Annotated in this window: 11 protein-coding genes; 5 read left to right on the top strand and 6 right to left on the bottom strand. The window is 64.1% G+C overall.

The window, feature by feature from the left end; all coding sequences use genetic code 11:
* Positions 1-260: 260 nt before the first annotated feature.
* Complete coding sequence (hemA, locus tag ACVILI_RS09130) at positions 261-1538, top strand: 5-aminolevulinate synthase (protein WP_019863175.1); 1278 nt, start codon at positions 261-263, stop codon at positions 1536-1538.
* A 44-nt stretch (positions 1539-1582) separates the two neighbouring features.
* Here hemA and ACVILI_RS09125 read toward each other — a convergent pair whose 3' ends face one another.
* Both ACVILI_RS09125 and mscL read right to left on the bottom strand, forming a co-directional pair.
* Entirely contained in the window at positions 1583-2749 is a 1167-nt protein-coding gene (locus ACVILI_RS09125) for a pyridoxal phosphate-dependent aminotransferase (RefSeq protein WP_038644495.1), read from the bottom strand.
* A gap of 232 nt (positions 2750-2981) precedes the next feature.
* A complete protein-coding gene (mscL, locus tag ACVILI_RS09120; protein WP_064984686.1) occupies positions 2982-3401 on the bottom strand; it encodes a large conductance mechanosensitive channel protein MscL in 420 nt (139 codons plus the stop codon).
* Positions 3402-3651: 250 nt separating this feature from the next.
* On the opposite strand from mscL, the gene ACVILI_RS09115 reads away from it, so the two are divergent.
* A complete protein-coding gene (locus ACVILI_RS09115; protein ID WP_038652085.1) occupies positions 3652-7161 on the top strand; it encodes a PAS domain-containing hybrid sensor histidine kinase/response regulator in 3510 nt (1169 codons plus the stop codon).
* 33 nt (positions 7162-7194) lie between these two features.
* On the opposite strand, the gene ACVILI_RS09110 is transcribed toward ACVILI_RS09115, so the two are convergent.
* A complete protein-coding gene (locus ACVILI_RS09110) occupies positions 7195-7830 on the bottom strand; it encodes a TetR family transcriptional regulator (RefSeq protein ID WP_038644493.1) in 636 nt (211 codons plus the stop codon).
* A 93-nt stretch (positions 7831-7923) separates the two neighbouring features.
* Between ACVILI_RS09110 and ACVILI_RS09105 the strand changes: the two genes are divergently transcribed.
* Both ACVILI_RS09105 and ACVILI_RS09100 read left to right on the top strand, forming a co-directional pair.
* A complete protein-coding gene (locus ACVILI_RS09105; protein WP_038644491.1) occupies positions 7924-8580 on the top strand; it encodes an O-methyltransferase in 657 nt (218 codons plus the stop codon).
* 142 nt (positions 8581-8722) lie between these two features.
* Positions 8723-9994 (top strand): MDR family MFS transporter, encoded by a 1272-nt coding sequence (locus ACVILI_RS09100; RefSeq protein ID WP_051726712.1) that lies wholly within the window; start codon positions 8723-8725, stop codon positions 9992-9994.
* A 42-nt stretch (positions 9995-10036) separates the two neighbouring features.
* Here the strand turns inward: ACVILI_RS09100 and ACVILI_RS09095 are convergent, their stop codons facing one another.
* On the bottom strand, positions 10037-10945 hold the full coding sequence (locus tag ACVILI_RS09095; RefSeq protein WP_064984680.1) for a LysR family transcriptional regulator: 909 nt from the start codon (positions 10943-10945) through the stop codon (positions 10037-10039).
* 134 nt (positions 10946-11079) lie between these two features.
* Here ACVILI_RS09095 and ACVILI_RS09090 point away from each other — a divergent pair, with 134 nt between their 5' ends.
* The gene (locus ACVILI_RS09090; protein WP_064984742.1) at positions 11080-12588 is read left to right on the top strand and encodes an MFS transporter; all 1509 of its coding nucleotides are present in this window, start codon (positions 11080-11082) and stop codon (positions 12586-12588) included.
* A 17-nt stretch (positions 12589-12605) separates the two neighbouring features.
* On the opposite strand, the gene ACVILI_RS09085 is transcribed toward ACVILI_RS09090, so the two are convergent.
* Together ACVILI_RS09085 and ACVILI_RS09080 are read right to left on the bottom strand one after the other, a co-directional pair.
* Entirely contained in the window at positions 12606-13265 is a 660-nt protein-coding gene (locus tag ACVILI_RS09085; RefSeq protein WP_019863166.1) for a response regulator transcription factor, read from the bottom strand.
* Positions 13266-13447: 182 nt separating this feature from the next.
* Positions 13448-13882 (bottom strand): hypothetical protein, encoded by a 435-nt coding sequence (locus tag ACVILI_RS09080; RefSeq protein ID WP_027047742.1) that lies wholly within the window; start codon positions 13880-13882, stop codon positions 13448-13450.
* Positions 13883-13932 lie beyond the last annotated feature (50 nt).

Raw genomic sequence — 13932 nt, 5'->3', positions numbered from 1 at the left:
AGATTTATCGGAAACTGTCTCAAACACCGCCTTACTGGAAAGCCTGCCGCATGGCCATTAGAACCCTTGGTAACCGGCGTTCACCAAATGTGGCATCGTGCTGAAACAAAAGTGATCCACAGTGCGTGTCGTGGAATGGGAATAGGCCACGATCCGCCATCGTTAGGAACATGTGCGGGGCGTGGCATTTTGACCAAAATGGCCCGGTGGACGACCAATAGGCCAATGATTATGATCCCGCGCAAAATTGGGAAGCCGACATGAACTACCAGCGGTTCTTCGAAGAAGCGATCGACCAGCTCCACGCGGAGCGTCGCTATCGTGTCTTCGCCGACCTCGAGCGCATCGCGGGCAAGTTTCCGCGCGCCATCTGGCGCTCCAACGGCCGCGCCGAGGAAATCACCGTCTGGTGCTCCAACGACTATCTCGGCATGGGCCAGCACGCGGACGTCATCGCCGCGTTCCAGAACGCGGCGGGCAAGATGGGCTCCGGCGCCGGCGGCACCCGCAACATTTCCGGCACCTCCAACCCGCTGGTCGAGCTCGAGCATGAGCTTGCCGACCTGCACGGCAAGGACGCGGCTCTGGTCTTCACCTCCGGCTTCGTCTCCAACGAAGCTTCGATCTCGACGATCGCGCGGCTGTTGCCCAATTGCCTGATCATCTCGGACGAGCTGAACCACGCCTCGATGATCGAAGGCGTGCGCCGCTCGGGCGCCGAGAAGAAGATCTTCCGCCACAATGACGTCGCGCATCTGGAAAGCCTGCTGCAGGCGGCGGGGCGCGAACGCGCCAAGCTGATCGTCTTCGAAAGCGTCTATTCGATGGACGGCGACATCGCGCCGATCCGGGAGATCGTCGAGCTCGCCGAGCGCTACAACGCCATGACCTATATCGACGAGGTCCATGCTGTCGGCATGTACGGACCGCGCGGCGGCGGCATCACCGAGCGCGAGGGCCTGGCCGACCGCATCGACATCATCCAGGGCACCTTGGCCAAGGCGTTCGGCACGCTGGGCGGCTATATCACCGGCACCAGCGCGGTGATCGACGCGGTGCGCTCCTATGCGCCCGGCTTCATCTTCACCACGGCGCTGCCGCCGGCGATCGCCGCGGCCACCACCACCTCGATCCGGCATCTCAAGCGCTCGCAGGCCGAGCGCGATGCCCAGCAGCAGCAGGCATCCCGGACCAAGCAGGTGCTTGCCGCCGCCGGCCTGCCGGTGATGGACTCGCCAACCCATATCGTGCCGGTTCTGGTCGGCGATCCCGAGCTTTGCAAAATGGCCAGCGACCGCCTGCTCGGCGTGCACGGCATCTACATCCAGCCGATCAACTACCCGACCGTGCCGCGCGGCACCGAGCGGCTGCGCATCACGCCGACGCCGTTCCATTCGGATGCGCTGATCGCTGGACTGCAGGACGCGCTGGTCGAGACATGGGACGCGCTCGGCATTCCCTACGGCTCGGCAGGACGGCCCTCGGTCGCCAAAAGCGACCGGATCGTTCCGCTGCTGGTGCCCAAGTCAGGCGGCTGAAGCCCATTTGAAACGCTGTTCGACTGCCGGCCGACGCAAGTCGACTAGACAGTCCTCATCCATTTCGCCAGCCGGTGCGCGGCGTCCTCGACCTGGTCGAGGCGGCGATGGAAGCACAGCCTGAGGAAGGCTTCGCCGCCGGGGCCGAAGGCGGTGCCGGGCGCCAGGCCGACATTGGCCTTGTCGACGATGTCGAAGGCGGCGGCGCGGGAATCGGTGATGCCGTCGACGGCGAAGAACAGATAGAAGGCGCCCTGCGGCACGGTAAACCGAGCGCTGCCGGTGGCGCCGAGAATACCGCAGACCAGGTCGCGCGCTTTTCTCGCCCGCTCCACCTGTTCGGCGACGAAGCCATCGCCCTCGTCAAGAGCTGCGACCGCGCCGCGCTGCATGAACTGGGCAACGCCGGAATTCGAATACTGGATCAGGTTCTCGAACACCTGCTGCAGGCTCGGATGCGTCTTGATCCAGCCGACGCGCCAGCCGGTCATCGCCCAGTTCTTGGAAAAGGAGTTGACGAACAGGATGCGGTCTTCCTCCGTCGCGATGTCGAGGAAGGACGGCGCACGGCCATGGCCATAGTGGAACAGCGAATAGATCTCGTCGGCGATGATCCAGACGTTCTTGGCGCGCGCCAGGTCGAGGATCGCCTGCAAGGTCTCGTGATCGGCGGTCCAGCCGGTCGGGTTCGACGGCGTGTTAATGAACAGCGCCTTGGTGCGCGGCGTGATCGCCGCGGCGATCTTCTCGACGTCGCAGGACCAGCCATTGCCGGAATGATCGAGCGTGACGGGCACCGGAACGGCTCCCGACAGGGCGGCGGCGGCGTCGAAATTCGGCCAGGCCGGCGACAGATAGATCACCTCGTCGCCGGCGCCGGCGAGAGCGGTAAGGGACATCTGGATGGCATGCATGCCGGATCCGGTGACGATGAACTGCTCCTCCGGGAACGTCTTGCCGAAATGCCTGGCGTAGTATCGTGCCAGCGCCTGCCTGAGATCGGGGATGCCCCTCTGCCAGGTGTAGAACGTCTCGCCGCCGGCCAGCGCCTTCGACGCGGCATCGGTGATGAAGGCGGGTGTCGGCAGGTCGCCCTCGCCGGCCCATAAAGGGATCAGGCCCTCGCGCAGGCGGCCGTAGTTGACGACGGCGACAATGCCGCTTTCCGGTGCGGCGCGGGCTTCGGCGCGAAAGCTATCGATCAGGCTCATGGACAAATCCGTTTTCCCTTAGAGCAGTTCACTGTTTCATGGAAACGGCAAACCGTTCTAACTCTTTGTTTTAACGCAATTCCCCAGGGAAAGCGCTACGCGGTTTCCCTGGGAAACCCGTTTCACACTTTTCCTGGAATTGCTCTAGGCTTGCCGCTCTTTACCAGATACGAAAACAGAAAACCCCAGCCGCGAACGACCGGGGTTTTTGGTCCAGCAATGGTCGGCTGAATTATCGTTTGGCGAGCAGATCGCGGATTTCGGTGAGGAGCGCGACATCGGCGGGGGGTGGTGCGGCCGGGGCAGCCGGCTTCTCGCGCTCGAGCCGCCGGCGCAGATTGTTCACCGCCTTGACCATCAGGAAGATGACAAAGGCGATGATCAGGAAGTTCAGCGCCACGGTGATGAAGCTGCCATAGGCAAAGACAGCGCCTTGCTTGCGCGCATCTTCAAGGTTTGTCGCAGTCACGTTGTGCGACAGGCCAATGAAGTAGTTGTTGAAATCGACCCCTCCGAGCGCGCCAATGAAAGGCATGATGACATCATCGACCAGCGAAGTGACGATCTTGCCGAAGGCCGCGCCGATGATGACGCCGACGGCCAAGTCCATCACGTTACCCTTGGAAATGAATTCCTGGAATTCTTTCAGCATTCGACCCTCCTTGTCATGACCGGCCGCGCTGCCGTTCCGTCCTTGCGGCATCGACCCGGCGACAACATAACAAAAACCTCCGGTTGCAACATGGGCAAAAAGGAGAAAGCAACCGCTTTCTCCCTCCCCTGCGTCAACCTCGAGAAATCACGCGCTTCATGCGCCCAAAGCCGCAATGGACTCCGGCGCCAAGCTGTGATTGCGTTCGGATAAGCCGGATAAAAAGACGGCAAAGGAGGAAATTCCAGGCGTGCAAGGCTTGTTCATCGTCATCATCGCGATCGCCTATGTGACGTTGCTGTTCGCCATCGCCAGCCTGGGCGACCGCCGCTCGGCCATCTCCGGACCCGGTCGTGCGCGGCCGTTCATCTATGCGCTCAGCCTGGCGATCTATTGTACCTCGTGGACCTTCTTCGGCTCGGTCGGGCTCTCCTCCGAACGCGGCCTCGAATTCCTCGGTATCTATACCGGCCCGGTGCTGGTGTTCGTGTTCGGTTTTCCGCTGCTCAACCGCATCGTGCGGCTGGCCAAGACCGAGAAGATCACCTCGATCGCCGACTTCCTCGGCGCGCGCTACGGCAAAAGCTTCACCGTCGCGGCGATCGCCACGCTGATCGCCACCATCGGGGCGGTGCCCTATATCGCGCTGCAGCTGAAGGCGATTTCCGGTTCGGTCAGCCTGATGGTCGAGCACTATACGGGGTCGCCGCCCTCCTTCGATCCGTTCGTCAGCGACATATCGCTGGTCGTCGCCATGCTGCTGGCCTTGTTTGCCGTCTTGTTCGGCACCCGCCATGCCGACGCCACCGAACACCAGGACGGGCTGGTGCTGGCGGTGGCGGTCGAAACCGTCGTCAAGCTCGCCGCCTTCCTGGCGATCGGCCTGATGGTCACCTTCCTGATCTTCGGCGGCCCGGGCGACATGTTCGCCAAGCTGGCGCAGAATGCTCAGGTGCGCCAGGCGATGGGCTACAACACCTCGCTCGCCACCTGGCTGGTGCTGACTTGTCTGAGCGGCTTTGCCATCGTCATGCTGCCGCGGCAGTTCTACGTCACCATCGTCGAGAACCGCGGCGAGGCCGAGTTGCGTACCGCGACCTGGGTGTTTCCGCTCTACCTCGTGGCGATCAACCTGTTCGTGCTGCCGATCGCCTTTGCCGGCCTGTCGCTGGTCGGCACCGGCACCAGCAGCGATCTCTATGTGCTGTCGCTGCCCCTGTTCAGCGGCCACGACGTGCTGGCCATGGCCGCCTTCATCGGTGGGCTGTCGGCGGCAACGGCCATGGTGATCGTCGAAAGCGTGGCGCTGTCGATCATGATCTCCAACGACCTCGTCATTCCGCTGTTCGTGCGCCGCCTGCTCAAGACCTCGACCTCCGAGAACGAGGACTGGTCGACGCTGATCCTCAATGTGCGGCGCGGGGCGATCTTCATCCTGTTGTTCATCGCCTTCCTCTACTATCGCGAAAGCACCAACTCAGCGCGGCTGTCGTCGATCGGCCTGATGTCCTTCGCGGCCATCGCGCAGTTCGCGCCGGCGCTGATCGGCGGGTTGATCTGGCGCGGCGCCAATGGCAGGGGTGCCGCACTCGGCATGGTCGCCGGCATCATCGTCTGGGGCTACACGCTGCTCCTGCCCTCGCTTGTCGCGCCCGACACCGACATCGTCGTGCACGGGCTCTTCGGCTTCGAGGCGCTGCGCCCGCAAGCCCTGTTCGGTACCGTGGCCGAGCCGCTGAACCACGGCGTGTTGTGGAGCCTGTCGATCAACACGCTGTTTTTTGTCCTTGGCTCGCTGTCGCGCGCGTCGGTGCCGCTGGAGCGCATCCAGGCGTCGATCTTCGTGCCACGCGACGCCGGTCCGATGCCGAGCCTGCGCCGCTTTCGCACCGCCATCACCGTCAACGACCTCAAGGACACGATCGCCCGCTACCTCGGCGTCGAGCGCACCGAGCGCTCTTTCCAGTCGTTCGAGAAGACCAACGGCACCTCGCTGCACGGCAAGGAGCAGGCGAGCATGGACGTCATCCGCTTCTCCGAGCAGCTGTTGGCCAGCGCCGTCGGCTCCTCCTCGGCGCGGCTGATCCTGTCGCTGCTGTTCCGGCGCCATGACCGTGAATCCAGGGATGCCTTCCGCCTGCTCGACGACGCTACCGAGGCGCTGCAGCACAACCGCGACCTCTTGCAGATCGCGCTCGACCAGATGGAACAGGGCATCACCGTCTTCGACCGCGATTTCCGGCTGATCTGCTGGAACCGCCAATACCGGGTGCTGTTCGACCTGCCCGACGAGATGGGCCAGGTCGGCGTCTCGCTCGATCAGATCCTGCGCCATCTCGCCGAGCGCGGCGACATCCCCGCCGACCAGCGCGTGACGACGCTCAACCGGCTGACCAGTTTCGTCAGCCCCTGGCAGATGGAACTGAAGACCAGCGGCCGCATCCTGGAACTGCGCTCCAATCCGATGCCGGATGGCGGCATCGTCGCCACCTATGCCGACATTTCCGGGCGCGTCGAACAGGATCTGGCGCTGAAGCGCGCCAATGAATCGCTGGAGCAGCGCGTGAAAACCCGCACCATGGAGCTGACTAGCGTCAACGAGGAGTTGACCCGGGTCAACGAGGAACTGGCGCAGGCGCAGATGCTGGCCGAGGAGGCCAATCTCGGCAAGACGCGCTTCCTCGCCGCCGCCGGCCACGATATCCTGCAGCCGCTGAACGCCGCCCGGCTCTATTGCTCCTCGCTGATCGAGAAGGCCGGCAAGGGCCCAGCAGGCAAGGCGGCGGTCAACATCGAATCCTCGCTGGAATCGGTCGAGACGATTCTCGGCGCCGTGCTCGACATCTCGCGCCTCGATGCCGGCGCGATGAAGCCGGACGATACCGCCTTCAACCTCGACGGTTTGCTGCGCCAGATCGGCAATGATTTTCGGCCAATGGCCGCCGAGAAAAAGCTCGGCCTGACGATCATGCCGTCTTCGCTAACGGTGGTGACCGATCGCAATCTGCTGCGCCGCCTGATCCAGAATCTGGTCTCGAACGCCATCAAGTACACGCGCAGGGGCCGCATCCTGGTCGGCGTGCGGCGGCGCGGCGAACTGGCGGAGATCCAGGTGATCGATACCGGCATCGGCATTGCCGGCGAGAAGCTGAACACGGTCTTCCATGAATTCACCCGGCTCGATGAAGGGGCGCGCGAAGCCGAAGGTCTCGGCCTTGGGCTCTCCATTGTCGACCGCATCGCCCGGGTGCTTCGGCTGGAAATCCGCATCTTCTCCAATCCGGGCAAGGGCACACGCTTTTCCGTCATCCTGCCCGTCGCGGCGGTGCAGGAGCCGCGACGCGAGGTCGAAACCAAGGCTCCCGCCCGTGCCGCGGCTTCGCTCGCCGGGCTGCATGTGCTCTGTATCGACAACGACGCCCGCATCCTCGAGGGCATGCGGCTGCTGCTCGAAGGCTGGGGATGCAAGGTCGATACCGTGTCCGGCTCCCGGGATCTGGAGAAGGCCGCAATACATCGCCCGGATATCGTGCTTGCCGACTACCATCTCGACGGCGAAACCGGCCTCGACATCATCGCCCGACTGCGGGCGACCCATGGCAACGATCTGGCCGCAGTGCTGGTCACCGCCGACCGGTCCAACGAGGTGCGGGCGGCGGCAGGCGGGTTCGATATTGCGGTGATCAACAAGCCGCTGAAACCGGCGGTGCTGCGCTCGATGATGGCCAGGGTGAGGCCGCTGGCATCTGCCGCTGAGTGACGCCAACGGGCCGGCCGGCCACGGCTGGCTATTTCAAGCCCTGTGCCCCAGGCTCCTGAGGTAGGCGCAGAACATATCGGCTATGGCATCGGAATAGGTCTCGATCTCCGCCGGCATTCGCGGACTTGCGGAAAATTCCCGTCCCGCCGCACTGAGCATCGTTATGACCAGGTCGCCGGCCAAGGCTCGGGTGGCATCCGGGGCCTCTGGTAGTGTCTCCTGCATGAATATCTCGACCGTTCGCTGCGCCGAAGCCCTCGCCGCTTGTGCCTCGGGCGCGTCCCGATAAAGCGGTGCCGCGTCGTCGAGCGCGCCACGCACTGCCGCTTCTTCGCATTCCGAGCGGACAAAGGCATGAACCAGGACGCGCAACCGTTCGAGGGGAGGCTTCTCGACCTCTTGGAGAATACGGCACAGCAGGTCGGTCGTTTGCTGCCATTCGTCGCTCTGCAGCCGGAACAGAAGCGCCGCCTTGTTGGGGAAATACTGATAGAGCGAGCCAACGCTGACCCCAGCCTTTTCCGCCACCCGCGTGGTGGTGAAACGCTGCGCGCCTTCCTTCTCCAAAACCTGAACAGCAGCTTGCAAAATCGCCGCGACAAGGTCCGTGGCACGAGCCTGTTTGGGCTGTTTTCGTGAGGAAATCGAATGGCTTGGGCGTCCGGTCATGTCGCGGCTCGGCAATGCGAATTGGAAACCTGAAGGATTATTCGTATTTTTCGGCACAACACAAGCACGCAGCCATTTCGACCGGAGACTTTCATGACGACGCTGACCAATGTCCCGCTGGCCCCGCTGCTCGCCCGCCTGTTCGAAGAAGCCAATGCCGCGACCAGTCCGGCGGTGGCCGCACTCTCGCACGAGGAACGGGCGCGCCTGCTCAACAGCAAGACCGAATATCTCGATTTCTACGGACGGTTGAAGGACCTCTGGCTGGCGATCTCGCCGGAGACCGGCACGCTGCTCTACATGCTGGCGCGCAGCAGCGGCGCGCGCATCATCATCGAATTCGGCACCTCGTTCGGCATCTCGACGCTCTATCTTGCCGCGGCGCTGCGCGACAATGGCGGCGGTCGCCTGATCACCACCGAATTCGAGCCGTCCAAGGCGATGCGGGCCAAGGCCAATCTGGCCGAGGGCGGCCTCATCGACCTGGTTGAGATCCGCGAGGGCGACGCGCTTGAAACGCTGAGCGCCGACCTGCCCGAAACGATCGACCTCTTGCTGCTCGACGGCGCCAAGGCGATCTATCCGGAGATCCTCAGCCTGGTCGAGAGCCGCTTGCGGCCAGGCGCGCTGGTCATCGCCGACAATGCCGATTTCTCGCCTGAATATCTGGAACGGGTGCGCTCGCCGGCATCGGGCTACATGTCCACGCCGTTCGGCGAGGACGTCGAACTGTCGGTGCGGCTCGGCTGAAGCCGGCCCCATCGCCGTCTGGGATTCTACCACGCGGCTCAAACCTCCCTGTCGCTCCAGGGCGACCGTAGGCGTTCACGTCAATCAACGCGCAAACCCCGGGCCGTCGACCAAAGTCAGGCCACCATGCGCAGGTGACGTCATGATCAACATGCTTCCTTCCTCCGCAGCCCCACGCCCAGCCCTGTTGGGGCTTCTGCTGTTCTTCTGCGCCGGTTTCGCCGATGGCGCGCTGATGCCTTTCTTTCCGCTCTGGGCGAGCAGCGAGGCGGGCATTCCCGTCGGCGCGATCGGCCTGCTGTTCGGCTGCTATGCAGGCGGCGAGCTGCTGGCGGCGCCGCTGATCGGCGGCATAGCCGACCGCGTCGGCCGGCGGCCGGTGCTGATTGCATCCTCGCTCGGCGTCGGCGCCGGCTTCCTGGCCCTGTTCTTTGTGCACGGCGTCGCCGTTACCGCGATCGTTCTGCTTGCGACCGGCATATGCGAATCGGTGCTTCATCCGACGATCTTGACCGCGATCGCCGACGTGACCCCGCCATCCGCCCATCCGCGCTGGTTCAGCCTGGCGCGCGTGAGTTCGAGCGTCGGGCAGATTGTCGGGCCGGCCTGCGGCGCCCTGCTTGCGCTTGTATCGCTACGCAGCGTTTTCCTCGCCGGCGGTACGATACTTGTGCTGGGCGGGATCGTGATGTTCTTCGCCCTGAACGAGACGAGCGGCATCGGCCACGCCGCCGGCGACGATCGCCTCGACGGTGGGGACGATGAAGAGGAAGGGCTGTCGGCGCTGCTGCCGGCGTTCCGCGACGGCCGGCTGGCGAAGCTGCTGCTCTGGATCGTGGTGTTCGAGGTCGCCGGCAACTGGATCGAGGCGGTGATCCCGCTCTATGCGCAGGATGCCGCGACGCTGACGCCATCCGGCGTCGGCGCACTGTTCGCCTATGCCGCCGCGCTGACGGTCGGCTTGCAGATGCTGGTCAGCCGCCTGGTCGAGGCACGATCCGCTCTCTGGCTGGCGGTCGGTGCCGGCCTGGCGACGATCCTCGCCTTTGCGCTGCTCGCCGCCTCGCCGGCGATGCTGACGCTGATTGGAGCCGTCAGCCTGTGCTCGATCGCGCAGATGCTGGTCGGGCCATTGGTGCCGACCGCCGTCAATGCGTTGGCGCCGCCCGCGCGACGCGCCTCCTACATGGCGGCCTCGTCGGTGGCGGTCGACCTCAAGGACTCGCTTGGGCCATCGATCGGCACGGCGCTCTACGCGCTGGCGCCGCGCCTGCCCTGGATCGCCGGCATCCCGCTGGTGGCGATCGCATCGCTCGGCCTTGGCGCCGCGATAGGCCGTGCGCGGCGCCCTTCGCGGCCGACCGAGGATGATGCCACGCCGCAACTGGGCTCAGCCGTCGAAAACTATCGCTGAGATAGTCGTTCGACATCATCGCGCAGACACGGGTCGGAAACCTCAGACGGGGTTGTCGACCATCTGCGAACTGCGGAACCGGGGCCTCGCGCCGTTGGCCGCCGCGGACGGACGATGCTCGCGAAACGCCATGGCAAGGGTGCGCAACGCATCACGCGATTGAGCGTCCGAGAGCGTGGACAAAAGCATGATCTCCGACGCCGGCAACGGCGGCAGGCCGAATTTGCGGCTGACCTCGATGGTGCCGGGCGGAACCAGGCGAGACGAGAAGGCCCCGGCTGCGAGGCCGGCGGAAACGGCCTCGGCAACGGCGAAGGATCCGCAGCCGAGGAAAACCTGCGTCCACGGTATTCCAACCGCATCGAGCGTACCGGTGATGACGTCGCGGATGCTGCAGGATGGGGCGGAGGCGGCCAGCCGCAGTGGCTCGCCGGCGCGGTAGACGAAATCCGGCGTGGCGTACCAGCCGAAATGTTCGGGCGCCAGCACCTCACCATCGCGGCGGTCGTCCTCGCGCCGGACGATCGCGGCATCGAGCTCGCCGCGATCGAACGCAGCAATCAACTCGCGTGTATCGTCGAGCCGCACCTCAATGGTCAAGGCCGGATCATGCGCATTGAGGCGTGCCAGCAAGGTCGGCACTTCGGCACCGCCGACATGGGTGGCAATGCCTAGCCGAAAATGGCGGCGAACAGCAGCGAGACTGGCGACGGCACGGTCGTGCGCGGCGAGCAGCTCGCGCGCCGGTTCGAGGAACACCGCACCACGCGCTGAAAGGCGCACCAGTCGCGGCGTCCGCTCGATCAGCTTCTGCCCCACCCGATCCTCCAACCGCTTCAGCTTGACGCTGATTGCGCCTTGCGTGCTGCCAAGCGCCTCGGCCGCGCGCGTAAAACTGCGCAACTCGGCGACGGCGACGAAAGCTTTCACCGCATCTACGTCCAGCGTCATGTCAGTTATCTCGCTTTGTTGTCTCTGAAATAGCCAACCATGCAATTCTAAAATGATCAAGCCTGCCCTAGTCTGGCTTGGCGTGGCGGCCGTCATACCGGTTCGTCCTGCCCAAGAAGTCGAAAGGTTTGATCATGCCCACTGCCCTGACCCGTCGAGGCATCGTCGTTCTGTCCGCCGCATGCCTGGCGTGCCTGATGTTCGGGCTGGAGATTTCGAGCATTCCCACCATCCTGCCGACATTGGAGCAAGAGCTGCATGCCGACTTCAGGCAATTGCAATGGGTGATGAACGCTTACACGATCGCGGTCACCACCGTGCTGATGGCGGTCGGCACCATCGCGGACCGCTACGGACGCAAGCGCGTCTTCCTGGTCTCCATCGCCGCCTTCGGCCTGACGTCGCTGATCTGCGGCCTGGCGGACGATGTATCGACCTTGATCGTGGCCAGGTTCCTGCAGGGTTTGAGCGGCGGCGCGATGCTGATCTGCCAACTCGCGGTGCTGTCGCACGAATTCAGGGAAGGGCGTGAGCGCGCCGTCGCCTGGGGCTGGTGGGGCGTGATCTTCGGTGTCGGCCTCGGCTTCGGACCCATCATCGGCGGTGGCATCGTCGCGGTCTCGACCTGGGAATGGGTGTTCCTCATCCACGTGCCGGCAACGGCCGTGGCGTTCGTGCTGGCCTGGACCGGCGTCCACGAATCGAAGGATCCGGAGGCGGGCAAACTCGACCTTGCGGGCATCGTGACGCTGTCGCCGTCGGTCTTCTGCCTGGTCTTCTACATCACGCAGGGACCGGATCTCGGCTTCGCCAGTCCGGCCGCGCTGACGATCCTCGGCCTCTCGATCGCGAGCTTGATCGCCTTCTTCATCGCCGAGCGGGTCAGCAAGCGGCCGATGTTCGACTTCTCGGTCTTCCGGATCCGGCCCTTTTCGGGCGCCATCGTCGGTTCGGCGGCGATGAACCTCTCCTATTGGCCGTTCATGATCTACCTGCCGATCTGGTTTCATGCCGGACTGGGCTATGACAGCGTCTCGACCGGTCTTGCCTTGCTTGCCTACACGCTGCCGACGCTCGTCATGCCGCCCTTGGCGGAGCGGCTTTCGCTGCGCTACCAGCCCGGCATCATCATTCCGGCCGGGCTTGCCCTCATCGGCGTCGGTTTCTTCCTGATGAAGTTCGGCAGCGCCGCCGCGCGGCCTGACTGGTTGACGATGTTGCCCGGCTGCCTGATCGCCGGAGCCGGTCTTGGCATCACCAACACGCCCGTCACCAACACCACGACGGGCTCCGTTTCGAGCGGCCGGGCGGGCATGGCCTCGGGCATCGACATGAGCGCCCGCATGGTTTCGCTGGCGGTGAACATAGCGGTGATGGGCTTCATCCTGGCAAGCGGCGTGCTGGCGCATCTGAGCACAGCACTGCCCGACCTCGACCCCAGCCAGCTGCGTCACTTCGCCGACGGGATCGCTGCCGGAAATCCCAACCCCGGTCTTGCCGATTCCGTTGTCCACAATGCACTGCGCAACGGCTTTGGCTGGGTGATGCTCTATGGCGGCATCGGCGTCTGGATCATGGCCGCCATCAGCTTCGTGAGCTTCAACGCCCGACCTGTGCGGACGGAGGTTCAGTGTCCCGATTGAACGGGCGACGCAGACGCTCAGCTGTTGGTCTGCAACGGGTCGGTGCCGATCTTGGACAGAAGGATCACCGCCTGGGTGCGGCTGTCGACGCCGAGCTTCTGCAGGATGGCCGAGACATGCGCCTTGATGGTCGCCTCGGAAACGCCGAGCTCATAGGCGATCTGCTTGTTGAGCAAGCCTTCGGCCAGCATGCCGAGCACGCGGGTCTGCTGCGGCGTCAGCGCCTGCAGCCGCTTGATCAGGTCCGATATTTCGGGATCGCGCTCGACACCGAGATCGACGCCGACGGGCGCGGCGATGTCGCCGGCCAGCACCGATTGCACGGCGTTGCGGATCTCCTCCATGCTGGCCGATTTGGAGATGAAGCCGGATGCGCCGAGATCGAGCGCCCGCCTGATGGTCGCCGGATCGTCATGCGCCGAGACCACGATCAGCGGTACCGCAGGATGAATGCCGCGCAGCGAAACCAAGCCGGAGAGGCCGCTGGCGCCCGGCATCGACAAATCGAGCAGCACCAGATCGACATCCTCATTGGCCACGACCAATGCCTTGGCGCTTTCGAAATCGCCGGCCTCGTGGATGGCGGCGACATTGCCGATGCCGGCAAGCGCCTCGCGCAGCGCGCCGCGAAACAGCGGGTGATCGTCGGCGATGACGAAAGAATAGCCTGACGGCAAATGTTCCTCCCCGAATCCCGTCGATGATTTTTAAGCTTTTCGGGACCAGTCGGACGATTATGAGGGGCAGCGCGCTGTTTTCAAGCGGCAAAACCAGCGCGCCGCGTTTTCCCTACTTCGCAAGATCAAAGTGCTACAGCGTCCTTTGCGCGTCCAAAAGGACGCGCGGCGCTGCCGGAAGCTCAGGTCTTCTGCGAGTTGAGCTGGGCGCCGCCGCCATTGTCCTTGTCCATATCCTTGACGATGCCCATGAAGCCGCGCAGGAAGCGCTCCATATAGCTCATCGTCTTGTTGAAATCCTCCTCGCTCGGCAGTTTCGATTCGAGGCGGGCGGAGAGCGAATTCTCCAGCTTGGTGACGCGCTCGTCCATTGCCTTCATCGAGGTCTGCAGGCGGTCGATTTCGTCCTGGAACGCGGCGCGTTCGTCGGCCGCCACCTTGCAGACGAGCTGACCCGAGCGTTCCTCGCAGATCGACATCGCACCGGTCTGCGTGTCCATGCGGACATAGCCGTTGGCGGATTTTTCCAGCCGGTAGCGGTCGGTCTCTTCCGAATAAGCAGATACCGCGACCAGTGAAACCAGCGCGGCGGGGATCAAGATGTGTTGCAGACGCATGTTGTCCTCCATGGCCAAGGCTTGAAATATCGCATGTTTGCGCCGGAAAT

It is taken from the genome of Mesorhizobium sp. USDA 4775 (genome assembly GCF_054062655.1).
This window is presented reverse-complemented; position numbering and strand designations above follow the sequence as displayed.

Bases quoted from the DNA above. Each gene is read 5' to 3' on its own strand.
- hemA (WP_019863175.1), top strand. From the start codon at position 261: ATGAACTACCAGCGGTTCTTCGAAGAAGCGATCGACCAGCTCCACGCG.
- ACVILI_RS09125 (WP_038644495.1), bottom strand. From the start codon at position 2,749: ATGAGCCTGATCGATAGCTTTCGCGCCGAAGCCCGCGCCGCACCGGAA.
- mscL (WP_064984686.1), bottom strand. From the start codon at position 3,401: ATGCTGAAAGAATTCCAGGAATTCATTTCCAAGGGTAACGTGATGGAC.
- ACVILI_RS09110 (WP_038644493.1), bottom strand. From the start codon at position 7,830: ATGACCGGACGCCCAAGCCATTCGATTTCCTCACGAAAACAGCCCAAA.
- ACVILI_RS09105 (WP_038644491.1), top strand. From the start codon at position 7,924: ATGACGACGCTGACCAATGTCCCGCTGGCCCCGCTGCTCGCCCGCCTG.
- ACVILI_RS09100 (WP_051726712.1), top strand. From the start codon at position 8,723: ATGATCAACATGCTTCCTTCCTCCGCAGCCCCACGCCCAGCCCTGTTG.
- ACVILI_RS09095 (WP_064984680.1), bottom strand. From the start codon at position 10,945: ATGACGCTGGACGTAGATGCGGTGAAAGCTTTCGTCGCCGTCGCCGAG.
- ACVILI_RS09090 (WP_064984742.1), top strand. From the start codon at position 11,080: ATGCCCACTGCCCTGACCCGTCGAGGCATCGTCGTTCTGTCCGCCGCA.
- ACVILI_RS09080 (WP_027047742.1), bottom strand. From the start codon at position 13,882: ATGCGTCTGCAACACATCTTGATCCCCGCCGCGCTGGTTTCACTGGTC.